The sequence below is a fragment of the Oryzibacter oryziterrae genome (genome assembly GCF_021864535.1).
Classification (GTDB): Bacteria; Pseudomonadota; Alphaproteobacteria; order Rhizobiales; family Pleomorphomonadaceae; genus Pleomorphomonas; species Pleomorphomonas oryziterrae.
Window position 1 is genome coordinate 34,578 of the sequence record NZ_JAKJIC010000002.1, and the last position, 13,983, is coordinate 48,560.

The 13,983-nt window shown below is 64.4% G+C and carries 16 protein-coding genes; 15 read left to right on the forward strand and 1 reads right to left on the reverse strand.

Translation table 11 applies throughout. From position 1 onward, the window contains the following. Window positions 1-9 precede the first annotated feature (9 nt). From rnpA to dapE, 15 genes are all read left to right on the forward strand, one after another. Window positions 10-486: a ribonuclease P protein component gene (gene rnpA, locus L2I41_RS02575; protein WP_237151945.1), complete on the forward strand. Its 477-nt coding sequence runs from the start codon at window positions 10-12 to the stop codon at window positions 484-486. Continuing rightward, window positions 483-2,267 (forward strand): membrane protein insertase YidC, encoded by a 1,785-nt coding sequence (gene yidC, locus L2I41_RS02580; RefSeq protein WP_237151946.1) that lies wholly within the window; start codon window positions 483-485, stop codon window positions 2,265-2,267. Before rnpA ends, yidC begins: the two co-directional genes overlap by 4 nt. A gap of 245 nt (window positions 2,268-2,512) precedes the next feature. Then, a complete protein-coding gene (locus L2I41_RS02585) occupies window positions 2,513-3,175 on the forward strand; it encodes a CatB-related O-acetyltransferase (protein WP_237151947.1) in 663 nt (220 codons plus the stop codon). Next, a complete protein-coding gene (yihA, locus tag L2I41_RS02590) occupies window positions 3,172-3,828 on the forward strand; it encodes a ribosome biogenesis GTP-binding protein YihA/YsxC (protein ID WP_237151948.1) in 657 nt (218 codons plus the stop codon). Before L2I41_RS02585 ends, yihA begins: the two co-directional genes overlap by 4 nt. 203 nt (window positions 3,829-4,031) lie before the next feature. Continuing rightward, window positions 4,032-4,904 carry an acetylglutamate kinase gene (argB, locus tag L2I41_RS02595; protein WP_390633808.1) on the forward strand — a complete coding sequence of 291 codons (873 nt, stop codon included), beginning with the start codon at window positions 4,032-4,034 and terminating at the stop codon, window positions 4,902-4,904. A 279-nt stretch (window positions 4,905-5,183) separates the two neighbouring features. Then, a complete protein-coding gene (locus L2I41_RS02600; RefSeq protein ID WP_237151950.1) occupies window positions 5,184-5,924 on the forward strand; it encodes a pyrimidine 5'-nucleotidase in 741 nt (246 codons plus the stop codon). A 334-nt stretch (window positions 5,925-6,258) separates the two neighbouring features. Further along, window positions 6,259-7,977: a DEAD/DEAH box helicase gene (locus tag L2I41_RS02605; RefSeq protein WP_237151951.1), complete on the forward strand. Its 1,719-nt coding sequence runs from the start codon at window positions 6,259-6,261 to the stop codon at window positions 7,975-7,977. A gap of 169 nt (window positions 7,978-8,146) precedes the next feature. Then, window positions 8,147-8,527, forward strand: coding sequence for a MerR family transcriptional regulator (locus L2I41_RS02610; protein ID WP_237151952.1), 381 nt, complete (start codon window positions 8,147-8,149; stop codon window positions 8,525-8,527). After that, window positions 8,524-8,922: a carboxymuconolactone decarboxylase family protein gene (locus L2I41_RS02615; protein WP_237151953.1), complete on the forward strand. Its 399-nt coding sequence runs from the start codon at window positions 8,524-8,526 to the stop codon at window positions 8,920-8,922. The genes L2I41_RS02610 and L2I41_RS02615 overlap by 4 nt, the downstream gene beginning before the upstream one ends. Window positions 8,923-8,990: 68 nt before the next feature. Further along, complete coding sequence (locus L2I41_RS02620; protein ID WP_237151954.1) at window positions 8,991-9,500, forward strand: hypothetical protein; 510 nt, start codon at window positions 8,991-8,993, stop codon at window positions 9,498-9,500. Window positions 9,501-9,595: 95 nt separating this feature from the next. After that, window positions 9,596-9,961: a polysaccharide deacetylase family protein gene (locus tag L2I41_RS02625; protein ID WP_237151955.1), complete on the forward strand. Its 366-nt coding sequence runs from the start codon at window positions 9,596-9,598 to the stop codon at window positions 9,959-9,961. Between the two features lie 105 nt (window positions 9,962-10,066). After that, window positions 10,067-10,930, forward strand: coding sequence for a 2,3,4,5-tetrahydropyridine-2,6-dicarboxylate N-succinyltransferase (dapD, locus tag L2I41_RS02630; RefSeq protein WP_237151956.1), 864 nt, complete (start codon window positions 10,067-10,069; stop codon window positions 10,928-10,930). Window positions 10,931-11,045: 115 nt separating this feature from the next. Further along, window positions 11,046-11,324: a FitA-like ribbon-helix-helix domain-containing protein gene (locus tag L2I41_RS02635; protein ID WP_237151957.1), complete on the forward strand. Its 279-nt coding sequence runs from the start codon at window positions 11,046-11,048 to the stop codon at window positions 11,322-11,324. Then, window positions 11,321-11,752, forward strand: a complete 432-nt coding sequence (locus L2I41_RS02640) for a type II toxin-antitoxin system VapC family toxin (RefSeq protein ID WP_237151958.1) — start codon at window positions 11,321-11,323, stop codon at window positions 11,750-11,752. Before L2I41_RS02635 ends, L2I41_RS02640 begins: the two co-directional genes overlap by 4 nt. A gap of 21 nt (window positions 11,753-11,773) precedes the next feature. Next, entirely contained in the window at window positions 11,774-12,961 is a 1,188-nt protein-coding gene (gene dapE, locus L2I41_RS02645; protein WP_237151959.1) for a succinyl-diaminopimelate desuccinylase, read from the forward strand. 6 nt (window positions 12,962-12,967) lie between these two features. On the opposite strand, the gene L2I41_RS02650 is transcribed toward dapE, so the two are convergent. Beyond that, entirely contained in the window at window positions 12,968-13,846 is an 879-nt protein-coding gene (locus tag L2I41_RS02650) for an EamA family transporter (protein ID WP_237151960.1), read from the reverse strand. Window positions 13,847-13,983: the final 137 nt, after the last annotated feature.

Genomic DNA, 13,983 nt, shown 5'->3' on the forward strand with positions numbered 1-13,983 from the left:
AGCCGCCGCGTGCGGCTCAAGGCCCTGAATGAGGGGACGGAGCCCGCTGCCATGGATCGGCTGAAGAAGCGCAAGGACTACCTGAAAGTCGCCCGGGGTGCGCGAACGCCCCGGCGCGGCTTTTTGCTGCAATCATCCTGGCGTGAGGGTGCTGTGCCGGGTCTCGAAGCCGAAGCCTCGCGTTTCGGTTTCACCGTCACCAAGAAGACCGGCAATGCCGTGGTGCGCAATCGCATCCGGCGCCGTCTCAAGGAAGCCGTCCGGCTGGAAGGGCAACGCCATGCGGCCCCCGGTCAGGATCTGGTGCTGATCGGCCGGCATGCGGCACTCGACATGCCTTTCGCCGATCTGATGGCCGACGTGGCTGGCGCCATAAGGGCGGCCGGCAAGCGGCGCAATGCGGACGGCAACGGATCGCACAAAGCTGCCGCGCAGAATAAAGAGGTGCCGCCTGCGGCATCAAGCGAGGAAGAAACCCGCCAATGAGTGAAAATCGCAATCTGTTTCTGGCGATCGCCCTGTCGCTCGCGATCCTGCTGGGGTGGCAGTATTTCATCGCCAAGCCGCAGCTCGACAAGGCTCGCATGGCCGAGCAGGCCAAGCAGGAGCAGACGGTGGCCGCCGGCGCTGCCGGCACAGGGGCGCCGGCTGCCGGTGTGGATGGCGCCGTGCCCGTAGCCCAGGCTTTCGTCACGCGCGATGCCGCCATCTCTGCCAGCGCCCGTGTCGCCATCGATACGCCGGAACTGTCCGGCTCGATCAGCCTGACCGGCGCGCGCATCGATGACCTTTCGCTGAAGCTCTTCCGCGAGACCATCGATCCGAACTCGCCGCTGGTGAAGCTGCTGAACCCGTTCGGTACCGAAAACGCCTATTATGCCGAATTCGGCTTCAAGGCGCCCGCCGGCGATGCGACGCCGGTGCCCACCAGCGATACCGTCTGGACGGCGCCCGCCGGCGCCAAGCTGACGGCGACAACGCCGGTGACGCTGACCTGGGACAATGGCAAGGGCCTTGTCTTCTCGCGCACCATCTCGGTCGATCCGCACACCATGTTTGACGTCAAGGACTCGGTCGAGAACAAGACCGCCGCTCCGGTGACGCTCTATCCCTATGGTCTGGTGACGCGTTACGGCGAGCCGAAGGACCGTACCGCCTGGGTGCTGCACGAGGGCATGGTCGGTGTTTTCGGCGACAATGGCCTCAACGAGACGACCTATGCCAACCTCAAGAAGGAGCTGATGGTCAAGACCGATCCGGTTTCCTACGGCTGGCTCGGCATCACCGACAAGTATTGGGCCGCGGTCCTGATCCCCACGGGCGAGGCGACCTTCACGCCGAAGTATTCCTTCGCCCAGGCCGGAACCATCGACACCTTCCAGGCCAACTACCTGCGCGACGCGCTGGCTGTTGCTCCGGGCGCCTCTGCTTCGACCGAGACCCGCCTCTTCGCCGGCGCCAAGACCGTGTCGCGCATCGACGCTTATGAGACGGAACTCGGCATCGACAAGTTCGATCACCTGATCGACTGGGGCTGGTTCTACTGGATCACCAAGCCGATGTTCCGCCTGATCGACACGCTCTACAAGTATGTCGGCAACTTCGGTATCGCCATTCTCCTGGTGACCTTGATCGTCAAGACCATCTTCTTCCCGCTCGCCAACAAGTCCTATGCGTCGATGAGCAAGATGAAGAAGATTCAGCCGGAAATGAACGAGCTGAAGACCAAGTATGCTGATGACAAGGTCAAGCAGCAGCAGGCGATGATGGAGCTCTACAAGCGGGAGAAGATCAACCCGGTTGCCGGCTGCCTGCCCGTCGCCCTGCAGATCCCGGTGTTCTTCTCGCTCTACAAGGTGCTCTACGTGACCATTGAAATGCGTCACGCGCCCTTCTTCGGCTGGATCCACGACCTCTCGGCGGCTGACCCGACCACCGTCTTCAACCTGTTCGGCCTCATCCCCTGGGCGCCGCCGGCCATGCTGATGCTGGGCGTCTGGCCGCTGATCATGGGCGTCACCATGTTCATCCAGATGAAGCTCAACCCGGCGCCGCCGGACCCGACGCAGGCGATGATGTTCACCTACATGCCCATCATCTTCACCTTCATGATGGCCTCCTTCCCGGCTGGCCTGGTGATCTACTGGTCGTGGAACAACACGCTGTCGATCCTGCAGCAGTCCTTCATCATGAAGAAGAACGGCGTTAGGATCGAACTGTTCGACAATCTGAAGTCCACCTTCGGCAAGAAGGCCAAGGCGGGCTGACCATAGAGCGCTTTCCGACCTGACGGAATCGTCAGGTCGACAAGAAATCGCTCCAGATTCAAGAGTTTGAGCACCCGCCGATCATGTTGGTTCAACATGATCGGCGGGTGCTCCAGGCAAGAGGAGTTGAGGGCCATGATCCACTGATCGCCCGGCGGGCGTCGCACGTTCCGCCGCGTTTCACCGCCCCTGGCAAGCCCGATGGGTCCGCCGGGACAAGGTTGAATTTTGCGAAAGCGCAGATCATGGCCCACACCTTCCCTCATCCCGATCCGTCCATCGTTCACCCCATGCCGGAACACCCGCGCGTGGTGTTCCTGAAAGCCGTGGTGGACGCGCCGAATGTCGAAATCGGCGATTTTTCCTATTACGATGATCCGGTGGAGCCCGAGCGCTTCTATGAGAAGTGCGTGCTCTATCACTATCCCTTCCTTGGCGACCGTCTGGTGATCGGACGCTTCGTGGCAATCGCCACCGGCGTTTCCTTCATCATGGGCGGGGCCAACCACCTGATGGGCGGCATCTCCACCTTCCCCTTCCAGATCTTCGCATCGGGCTGGGAGAAGGATTTCGACATGGCGCCGATTCTTGCGGGCCTCAAGGGCGATACGCTCGTCGGCAACGACGTCTGGATCGGGCGCCGGGCGACCATCCTGCCGGGTGTCCGCATCGGCGATGGCGCCATCATCGCTGCCGAAGCCGTGGTCAGCCGCGACGTGCCGCCCTATGCGATCGTCGCCGGCAACCCAGCTCGCGTGGTCAGGCGGCGCTTTGATGAGGGGATTGTGGACAGGCTTCTTGCCATTGCCTGGTGGAACTGGCCCGCCGAACGGATTACACAACATTTGCAACTGATCATGGGCGCCGACGTGGATGCCCTCGAAAGGGTGAGCGGGGAAACGCCATGACCCAAGACCTTGCCGGCCGGGCTCCGATCGATCCCGAGGCCATCCGCCTGATGTTCGCCCGTCCCTGGGTGTTCATTCGCGGCATGCAGACCGTGAACGACCTGCCGCCCCTTTCGGGGACGATCGAGATTGCCTTTGCCGGCCGCTCGAACGTCGGCAAGTCGAGCCTCATCAACGCGCTCACCGGCCAGCAGGGCCTCGCCCGCACGTCCAACACGCCGGGACGGACGCAGGAACTCAACCTGTTCCGCCCCGAGCGCGACGCTGGCCTGATCCTGGTGGACATGCCTGGCTATGGCTATGCCGAGGCGCCCAAGGACAAGGTGGATCTGTGGAACCAGCTGATCCGCGACTATCTGCGCGGGCGGCCCAACCTGCGCCGCGTCTATGTGCTGATCGACGCCCGTCATGGTCTGAAGACCAACGACGACGGTGTGCTGACCATGCTGGACAGGGCAGCCGTCTCCTATCAGATCGTGCTGACCAAGGCCGACAAGCTGAAGCCGGGCGGCCTCGAGAAGGTCGTCGCCGACACCGTTGAGCGCATCCGCAAGCGCCCGGCCGCCTTTCCCGAAGTGCTGGCAACGTCCAGCGAAAAGGGACTGGGCATCGAAGGGCTGCGTTCCACGATCGCGGGGCTGCTGACCTATTAAGAAGACTCCGCCGGCGGTGGGCCAATGGCTCCCCGTCCGGCGCGCTCCGACCGATTGTCCGGCATTTGCGTGGGCGAGGTGATATCCGTCATTGAGGCGTCGCCCATGATCCGCTATACGGCGTGCCGGAATTCTCCCCGCACTGACGATTGAGGCCGGCCATGTCCGTCAACGCCGATACTTCCGCCAGCACCGAAGAGGCCATGGTCTCGCGGGCTCGCATCATTTCCGAGGCGCTGCCCTATATGCAGCGCTATGACGACAAGACCATCGTCGTGAAATACGGCGGCCACGCCATGGGCGACGAGGCGCTGTCGCGTGCCTTTGCCCGCGATATCGTGCTGCTGAAGCAGTCGGGCATGAAGCCGATCGTGGTGCACGGCGGCGGGCCGCAGATCGGCGCCATGCTGGACAAGCTCGGCATCAAGAGCGAGTTCAAGAACGGTCTGCGCGTGACCGACAAGGCCACCGTCGAGATCGTCGAGATGGTGCTGGCCGGCTCGATCAACAAGAATATCGTTTCCGCCATCAACGCCGAGGGCGGTCGCGCCATCGGTCTCTGCGGCAAGGACGGCAATCTCGTCACTGTCCAGAAGGCCACGCGCACCATGCGCGACCCCGACAGCAACATCGAGAAGGTGGTGGACCTGGGCTTCGTGGGTGAACCCAAGACGGTGAACCCGGCCATGCTGGACATGGTCGCCAAGGAAGACCTCATCCCGGTGGTCGCCCCCGTGGCTCCGGGCGAGGACGGCGAGACCTACAACGTCAACGCCGACACCTTCGCCGGCGCCATTGCCGGCGCTCTGAAGGCCGCGCGTCTCCTCTTCCTGACCGACGTGCCGGGCGTGCTCGACAAGCAGGGCCGCCTGATCAAGCAGCTGTCCAAGGCCGAGGCCCTGGCTCTGATCGCCGACGGCACCATTTCCGGCGGCATGATCCCCAAGGTGGAAACCTGCTTCGACGCGCTGGAGCGCGGTGTCGAGGCGGTGGTGATCGTCAACGGCAAGACGCCGCATTCGGTGCTGCTTGAGATCTTCACCGAGACCGGTGCCGGCACGCTGATCACCCAGTAATACCAATTCTGCCCAAGATGCCGACGCATCGGCTCATTGCAGATATTTCGAATTTCTCATCTGCATCAAGGGCATGAGAAATTCGAAAGCGGGATACCGAGGTCATTTTCAATGACACTCGGTATAATCCATGGGCTGAACGCAAGAAAATGAGGGCTGCGGCTGGTGTCGCGGCCCTTTTTTGTTGCGCCACACGACCAACATAGTGAACGTTTAATTAATCGGTTACCCGCAGCTGCCAAACTCAACCTTCCGCCGCTCCGCAATGAGGACCCGCCGTTGAACGCTCCTTCCCATCCCGCCGTCCTTGAAACCCGGCCCGTCCTGGACTTCGGCGGCTTTGCGCATGTGGACTTCTGGCTGTTCGATCTCGACAACACGCTCTATCCGGCCGAGACGAACCTCTTCGCACAGATCGACGTGCGCATCCGCGACTTCGTCGCGCGCCTGCTCGACATGCCGCCCGAGCGCGCCAATGTGGTGCAAAAGGACTATTATCATCGCTACGGCACCACGCTGCGTGGCCTGATGGAGGAGCATGGCGTCACGCCCGATGGCTTCCTTGAATATGTCCACGACATCGACCATTCCGTGGTGCGCCCCGATCCGCTGCTGGCGGCGGCGTTGAAGCGGCTGCCGGGCCGGAAGTTCGTCTTCACCAACGGCTCGCGCCGTCATGCCGAACGCACCATGGACTATCTCGGAATCGGCGATGCCTTTGACGACATTTTCGACATCGTCGCCGCCGACCTGGTGCCCAAGCCCCAGCGCGAGGCCTATGACAGCTTCCTGCGTCACACCGGCGTCGCCCCCGAACGCGCCGCCATGTTCGAGGATCTCGCCCGCAATCTTGCCGTCCCGCACGCCATGGGCATGCGGACCGTGCTCGTGGTGCCCACGGGCGGCCACATCCAGTTTCGGGATGCCTGGGAAGAGGGCGGCGAACAGTCGCCGCATGTGGATCACGTGACGGAAGACCTGAGCCTGTTCGTCGAAGGGCTGGCCGACAGTCGTCGATGATCGCGCGGCGGGGGAGGGTGACGGGCTCCCATGCAAAAAGGGAGCTGGTGTCTCGCGGGCACCTCCTGTATGAAGCCAGCATCGGCGGCTCTCACGAACGGGCCGCCGTTTTCCGTTTCACCCGTAGCGCGCCGATACGGACCTTCTGACGTGGCTTGCCCTGGCATCAGGCAGGGAAGCGCCCAGTTCCAGACATCTGGAGAGAGGGCAATGCGATCCTGCCATTCCGGCAGGTGTTGCATGTGGGTCATTGCGGCAGTCGCTCGATCGTAGCCGAATCAAGCCCAGGGGTCTGCCCGGGCGCCGGCCGCGACTGCCAGACCTAGAGAGATTAATGCCCTTTACCGTGACCAACCCCAGCCTTGCGCGCGCGCTCGAGGCCAAGTCCTACGTCGATCCCACGCCGGTTCAGGCGGCGGTGATCGATCCCGCCCTGTCGGGCCGCGACATGCTGGTGTCGGCGCAGACCGGCTCGGGCAAGACCGTGGCCTTCGGTCTCGCCATTGCCGCGACGCTCCTGGGCGACGCCGAATTCTTCGGCGCCCCGGCCCGTCCGCTGGCGCTGATCATCGCACCGACCCGCGAGCTGGCCCTGCAGGTGCAGCGCGAACTCACCTGGCTCTATGGCGAAACCCATGCACGCATCCTGCCTTGCGTCGGCGGCATGGACCCGCGCCGCGAAAAGCGCGGCCTTGCCGAGGGCGCGCATATCGTCGTCGGTACGCCCGGCCGCCTGCGTGACCATCTTGAACGCGGCGCGCTCGATCTGTCGGACCTGCGTGCCGTGGTGCTCGACGAAGCCGACGAGATGCTGAATCTCGGCTTCCGCGAAGACCTGCAGTTCATCCTCGACACGACGCCGGCCGAACGCCAGACGCTTCTGTTCTCGGCGACGATCCCCAGCGAAATCGCCCGTCTGGCCAAGCATTACCAGCGTGACGCCGCCCGCATCGACGTGATCGACCAGCGCCAGGCCCATGCCGACATCGACTATCGCGCCATCCGCGTGCTGCCGCACGAAGTGGAGAAGGCCGTGGTCAACGTGCTGCGCTGGTTCGAGGCCGGTGCTGCCATCGTCTTCTGCGGCACCCGTGAGGGTGTGCGCCACATGCACGGCGCGCTGGTGGAACGCGGCTTTGCCGTCGTCGCCATGTCCGGCGAGATGGGTCAGAACGAACGCAATCAGGCGCTTCAGGCCATGCGTGACGGTCGCGCCCGCGTCTGCGTGGCGACCGACGTTGCCGCCCGCGGCATCGACCTGCCCGACCTCGGCCTCGTCATTCACGCCGACCTGCCGCATGATCCAGAAGTGCTGCTGCATCGCTCCGGCCGCACCGGTCGTGCCGGCCGCAAGGGCACCAGCGTCCTTCTGGTTCCGATCAGCCGCCGCCGTCGCGCTGACGGCCTGATGGCAGGCGCGGGTATCGTCGCCAACTGGAGCGGCCCGCCGATGGCCGACGAGATCCATCGTCAGGACCAGACGCGTCTTTTGGCCGACCCACTGCTGGGCGAGGCAATTGCCGAGGATGACGCCGAACTCGTGGCCTCGCTGGTCGCGCAGAAGAGCGCCGAGGAACTGGCCGCCGCACTGATCCGCCTCTATCGCGCCGGCATGCCCGAGCCGGAAGAGATCACCGATCCGCGTGAAAAGCCCGAGCGCAAGACGCCGGCGCAGGCCAGCAGCGAGCGCGTGGCCGGCGGCGCCTGGTTCCGCCTGTCCATGGGCTGGAAGGACAATCTCGACATCCGCTGGCTGCTGCCGGCCCTGAGCCGCGCCGCCAAGATCTCCAAGAACCGGATCGGCGCCATCGACATCCGCGACCGTGAGACCTATTTCGAAGTGGCGCAGGACGTCGCGGCCATCGTCGAGCGGGCCGCCGCCCATCCGCTGGAGAACGGCGCCGTGATGGAGCCAATCCCCACGCCCCCCATGGACGTGCGCAAGGGGCCTGACGCCCGCAAGGCCAAGCCGGTTGGCAAGTCTGGCCCGAAGGAAGGCAAGCCCTACAAGCCGCACAAGGACAAGAAGGACGGCAAGTTCCGCCACGGCTGATCGTCCGCCGACCATCAATAGTGTCGATTCTGCAAGCGGGTGGGCGCCAGGCGTCCACCCGTTCGTCATTCTGCGTCCGAATTGCGCGGGCGCGAAATCAGCGCTTGACCTGGAGTGCACTCCAGGGGGTAACTGATGGGGTCGGTTGATCAGACCAAGGAGACCGACCATGAAGATTGGCGACCTGGCGCGGGCGACGGGGCTTACCGTCGACACCCTGCGCTACTATGAAGACATCGGCCTGCTGCCGCCCTCGCAGCGCGATCGCAGCGGCCACAGGATCTACGGCGCCGAGAGCCTGCGCTGGCTGGAGTTCGTTGGCCGCCTCAAGGCGACCGGCATGGGGATCGCCGACATGGTCCGCTATGCTCAGCTCCGGGCCAAGGGACCCTCCACCAATGGCGAGCGTCGCCGCCTGATGGAAGCCCACAGGGCCAAGGTGGCGCTGAAGATCGCTGAGCTCAGCGAAAACCTCGGCAAGCTCGACGAGAAGATCGCCTGGTACCGGGCCGAGGAATCAGCAACCGATATCGCGGAGGCCGCGGAATGAGCGACACCCGTCCCGCACTCGACCGCGGCCGCGACGTGGTCGCCATCCTCAATCCGGCGCTGGAAGACATGCTGGCCGGCTATGACGCCGTGTTGCCGGGCTTCACCGAGACCATGGTCGAGTATGCCTATGGCCGCCACTATGCCCGGCCCGGCCTTGACCTCAGGACCCGGCAGATCGCCACGGTGGCGGCGCTGACGGCGCTGGGTGGACAGACCGGACCACAGCTGGCCATCAACATCCGCCATGCACTCGCTGCCGGCGCGACGCGGACCGAGCTTCTGGAAGTCATCTACCAGATGGCCGTCTATGGCGGCATGCCCGCGGCAATCAATGGCATCAACACGGCACTCGCCACCTTTGCTGACCTGGATGCTGCGGCACCGGCCGCGTGAGAAGGCCAGGGGAAGAGGCTGCGTCATCCCGTAACGCTCGGAGACCAGTTTGGGGAACCGACCCGATCATGCCGTTGTTCAAACGCCTCTGCCTCGCAACCCTCTCGATCCTGCTCTTGTCCCCGGCTGCCGCCGGGGACAACCTTCTGGCTGGAAAGAGCTACATCCTCCAGCTGTCATCCAGCCAGTATGACAGCGGCTACGGTGAGTATCTCGTGCCGCCGCTTGCCAAGTCCATCGCCAAGACCGGCATGAAAGCCAAGGGCGGGCCAGGTGCCGATGTGGTTGTGAACGTCGTCAAACAGGCCGATCACGGCGCCTGGTACGGCAAGGGCGCTGCGCGTCGCTGGCTCTATCGCAACGAGGTGACCGTCGGCTTCAGCCCGGAAAGCTACGACATCCCCCTGAGCGGCAAGCCGCAGTTCGGCATCAAGGTGACCGCGCTTACCGAAAACGAGGACCGCATGGACGAGTACGCCTGCATGGTGGATTTGGCCGTGCGTATGGCAATGTCCAGTTACAAGCCGAAGGGCCTCGTCAAGATCGATGGACAGGCTTGCGTCGCGGCTGGGCACTGATCCCGCAAACCATCCCGTAAGGCGGAGTCAGGCCGGCGCGGTTGACGCGCTGTCCAATGTCCTGCTCGCTGAGCTGCCGCAAGGGAAATGCCCCCGTGAAACACGCCGACCTCCTCCGCGCTCTTGTCGTTGCCGCTGTTGTGTTGAGTGCCGGTGCCGCTGAAGCCGCGCTGGTGGAAGACGGCGCCGTGATCAGCTCGCCTGCCACGGCGCCGCTGCCGCCGGTCAAGCCGGTCGTTGCAAGCGGTCCGGCGACGCGTCATACCGAACCACTGCCCGCCTTCATGAAGGGCGTCAAAGCCACCGGCAGCGCCATCGGTTCCGCCGCAGAGGCCACCGTCGACGCGACGGGCGAAGCGGTCGAAGCCGGATGGTCCGCGACCCGCTCCGGCGTGCATAGCGTCGGCCATTCGGCGCACAAGCTCTGGCGCCGCACAGGCATCCCCCAGCTGTTCAATTGAGCGGGCGCGTCAGCTATTCGCAGCCTCACCTAGGCGCCGCCGGTTGCACAGACGGGCGTTAGTCTCTAAAGACGTCCCGGAAACCCGCCTGTTCTGGAGACGCCGATGACCACGACTGCCGCCTCTGCCGCCTACTCCGATCTCGCCACGACGATCGACGCCGCCTGGGAAGACCGCAACTCCATTTCCGTCGACACCAAGGGCAATGTGCGTGACGCCGTGGAAGCTGCGCTGACCCTGCTCGATGGTGGCAAGGTGCGTGTCGCCGAGAAGATCGACGGCGAATGGCTGGTCAACCAGTGGCTCAAGAAGGCGGTTCTTCTCTCCTTCCGCCTGACGCCGATGCAGATGATCTCCGGCGCCCCCGGCGGGGCCTCGTGGTGGGACAAGGTGCCCTCCAAGTTCGACGGCATGGACGCTGCCGCCTATGAGGCAGCCGGCTTCCGTTCGGTGCCGGGCGCCATCGTTCGCCGCTCGGCCTATATCGCCCCGACCGCCGTGCTGATGCCCTCCTTCGTCAATCTCGGCGCCTATGTCGATACCGGCACCATGGTCGATACCTGGGTGACCGTTGGCTCCTGCGCCCAGATCGGCAAGAACGTGCATCTGAGCGGTGGCGTCGGCATCGGCGGCGTGCTTGAGCCCATGCAGGCCGGCCCGACCATCATCGAGGACAATTGCTTCATCGGCGCCCGTTCGGAAGTGGTCGAGGGCGTCGTCGTCGGCGAAGGCTCGGTGATCTCCATGGGCGTGTTCATCGGCAAGTCCACCAAGGTGATCGATCGCGAGACCGGCGAGATCCACATGGGCAAGGTGCCGCCCTATTCGGTGGTGGTGTCCGGCTCGATCCCCGGCAAGCCGCTGCCCGGCCAGACCTGGGGTCCGTCGACCTATTGCGCCGTCATCGTCAAGAAGGTGGACGAGAAGACCCGCTCGAAGACCTCGATCAACGAGTTGCTCCGGGACTGATCTGTTCGTCCAAGGCTCTTGCATCGCATGAAAGCCGGCAAGAACCGGCGGCGGCTTGTTCCTCCGCCGGTTTTTGCTTATCTTGGGGACATTGAGTGAACAAGAGATGCCGCCCATGAGTGCGTTGACGATTTCAAGCCTCGATCCTGAAACGTTGGCCGGCCTCAACCGACTGGCGGCGACGCACGGGCGGAGCCTTGAGGCTGAGGTTGTATCGATTCTTCGCGGCGCAGCCGTCAGGGAGGATGACGCGATTTTGTCCGATCCCGAACTCGGGCTGGGGAGCAAGATACACGCGCTTTTTGTTCGTCACGGCGGGTTGGACCTTCCAGAGCGTGAGCCTTGGCCGGAAGGCGATCCGAAAGACTTTCGCGGTCCGGAACCTGATCGATGATCGTTCTGGACACCAACGTCATCTCCGAGTTGTCACGCGACAAGCCGGATGCAAACGTGCTGTCCTGGGTCGACAGCCGGCCGCCCGATCGCTTTCTGACCACCTCCATCAGCGTGATGGAAATGCGCTTCGGTCTGGCGATCATGCCTGCAGGTCGGAAACGGACCGAACTGGCGAGAGACTTGGATCTTGTGTTCAATCACCTCTTTGCCGGGCGCGTGCTCCCCTTCGATACCGAGGCCGCTGTCATCTGCGCCCGCATCCGTGCCGAGCGTCGCGCGTCGGGGCGGCCACTCGTGGACATCGCCGATGCGGCGATCGCGGCCATTGCCTTGGCGAGGCAACTGCCGCTCGCGACACGAAACCTCGACGATTTCGCCCATCTCGGGCTTGACCTGATCAATCCATGGGATATGCCTGCGTCCTGATTTCTACGGAGCTGGCTCCAGATGCCCCACGATCCCGTTTCCATCGCCCGCGATCTCCTGATGTGTCCGTCGGTGACCCCGGAGGAAGGCGGCGCGCTTGCCTTCATCGAGGGGCTGTTGAAGCCGGCAGGTTTCGCGGTGGATCGGCCGGTGTTCACCGAAGACGGCACGCCCGACATCGAGAACCTCTTCGCCGGCCTCGGCGCCGGAAATCGCCATCTCTGCTTTGCCGGCCATACGGACGTGGTGCCGCCGGGGCCGCTCGACAAATGGAGCCACGGCCCCTTTGCCGGCGACATTGTCGACGGCTTGCTCTATGGCCGCGGTGCCGTGGACATGAAGGGCGGTATAGCCGCCTTTGCGGCTGCTGCGCTCGACTTCATCGCCGACAAGGGACCAAGCTTCGGCGGGCGCATCTCCTTCCTGATCACCGGCGACGAGGAAGGACCTTCCATCAACGGCACGGTGAAGCTTCTGGAATGGGCGGTCGCGCGCGGCGAGCGTTTCAGCCATTGCATCGTCGGCGAGCCGACCAATCCCAATGCGCTTGGCGACATGGTGAAGGTGGGGCGGCGCGGTTCGCTCTCGGGCCTTGTGACGGTCAAGGGCACCCAGGGCCACGTGGCCTATCCCCATCTCGCCGACAATCCCTTGCGCGTTGCCCCCTCGGTGATGGCGGCGCTGATGGATCCGCCGCTCGACGCCGGCAACGAGCGCTTCCAGCCGTCCAATCTCGAGGTCACCTCGGTGGAGACCGGCAACCGCGCCACCAATGTGATCCCGGCCGAGGTGCGCCTCGCCTTCAACGTGCGCTTCAACGACATCTGGACTGTGGAGACGCTGGAGGCGGAGATCGCCGCACGCGTCAAGCGCGGCGTGGAAGCCTCGACGCTGCGTGAAGGTCGCGACAAGCCCATGGCCTATGCGCTTGCCTTCGAGCCGACCAATGCGGTGTCCTTCCTGACCCATGACGCTATGCTGATCGGCGGTCTCGCCGATGCAGTGGAAGCGGTGACCGGCAAGCGGCCGGAACTCTCCACCACCGGCGGCACGTCGGACGCCCGCTTCATCAAGAACTACTGCCCGGTGGTGGAGTTCGGCCTCGTCGGCCAGACCATGCACAAGATCGACGAATGCGTGGCGGTCGAGGACCTCCAGCGCCTCAAGGTCATCTACCGCACGTTCCTCGATCGCTATTTCGCCGATTGAGGATGCTCAGGCTGCTGGGGCGCGCCTGAGAAACCCCGGCAGCGGCAGCACGATCGTGCCGAGGCCGATGAGGATCAGCGCCATGCCCAATACGCGCAGCGGCGAGAAGGTCTCCCCCAGCACGGCCCATGACGAGACGGTGCCGAACAGCGGCACCATCAGCGAGAAGGGCGCCACCGTCGACGCCGGGTGATGCTTCAGCAGGAAGCCCCAGACGGCGAAGCCGAAGATGGTGGTGGGGATGGCGATATAGAGCACCGAGGCGACGCTGACGAGGTTGGCGTCGGCAAAGGCGGTGACGATGGCCGGCCAGCCCTCGAAGATCAGCGACAGGCCGAACAGCGGCAGCGGCGGGATCAGGCACAGCCAGATGATCATCGGCAGCGTGTCCACCTTGCCGGCACCGCGCATCAGGATGTTGCCCGAAGCCCAGCTAATCGCCGAGGCAATGGTGAGTACGAGGCCGATCGTGGTGAAGTCGCCACCGACCGTCGAGGCGATGGTCAGGAGCCCGGCGCCGGCGACCAGCGCGCCGCCGATCTGCCGCGGCTTTGGCCGCTCGCGCAGCACGATGGATGCAATCAGGATGGTGAAGAATGCCTGCGACTGCAGGGTGACCGAGGCCAGCCCCGGCGGCATGCCGAGCTTCATCGCCGGAAACAGGAAGGCGAACTGGCCGACGAACAGCGTCATGCCGATGGCGAGCATGCGCCAGAGGGGCACCTTGGGGCGCGGCAGGAAGAACACGGGCAGGGAGGCCACCACAAAGCGCAGTGCCGCCAGCAGAAGCGGCGGCACGGTGCCGAGCCCCAGCCGGATCACCACGAAATTGAAGCCCCAGACGGCGGTGACCATGACGGCGAGAAGGATGTGGCGCAGGGGCATGAAGATGGGACTCTCAAGTTGGCCCCGACACTAGCCGCTGGCCGGCGCGCAGGACAGGGACAGTTGAGCGCAGATTTTGCCCCCAACTGTCCGGTCATGGTGCCGGCGCGAATGGGCCCACCGGCCGAAGCCGGCCG